Source organism: Dolichospermum circinale AWQC131C (assembly GCF_000426905.1).
In the GTDB taxonomy this organism is placed as follows: domain Bacteria; phylum Cyanobacteriota; class Cyanobacteriia; order Cyanobacteriales; family Nostocaceae; genus Dolichospermum; species Dolichospermum circinale.
Window position 1 is genome coordinate 1 of record NZ_KE384606.1, and the last position, 376, is coordinate 376.

The 376-nt window shown below is 39.1% G+C and carries 1 protein-coding gene; it reads right to left on the minus strand.

The features are described from left to right. A partial coding sequence (locus ACIR131C_RS22315) for a trypsin-like peptidase domain-containing protein (RefSeq protein WP_035371751.1) occupies window positions 1-376 on the minus strand: 376 nt, incomplete at both ends.

Consider the following 376-nt stretch of genomic DNA (forward strand, 5'->3'; position numbering starts at 1 on the left):
CGTTGCTCCTTGTTTAACTGTGCGAGAATCAGCAATTTTAGCAAGGGGATAATTTTTAGAACTAGTAAATCTGACTAAGGCTAAATCCAATTTTCCCAGAATTTGAGCTTTGTTTTCCATCTGGTATTTTTGCCCATCATAGGTGATAATCTCATAAAGACCATATCCCGCTTTTTTCACCACATGATTGGCTGTCAGCACAGTGTAGGTATTACCATTTTTGGCAATAATTACTCCTGAACCCTTACCATCTAGTCCTCCAATCATGACGGTGATTGGTTTAGCGATATCATTAACCTCTACAGCAGTTAATGCAGATACGGATTGGTATTGTACTAAAGCTAGGGTTGTTGTCCCTAGAATTACTCCTAATCCC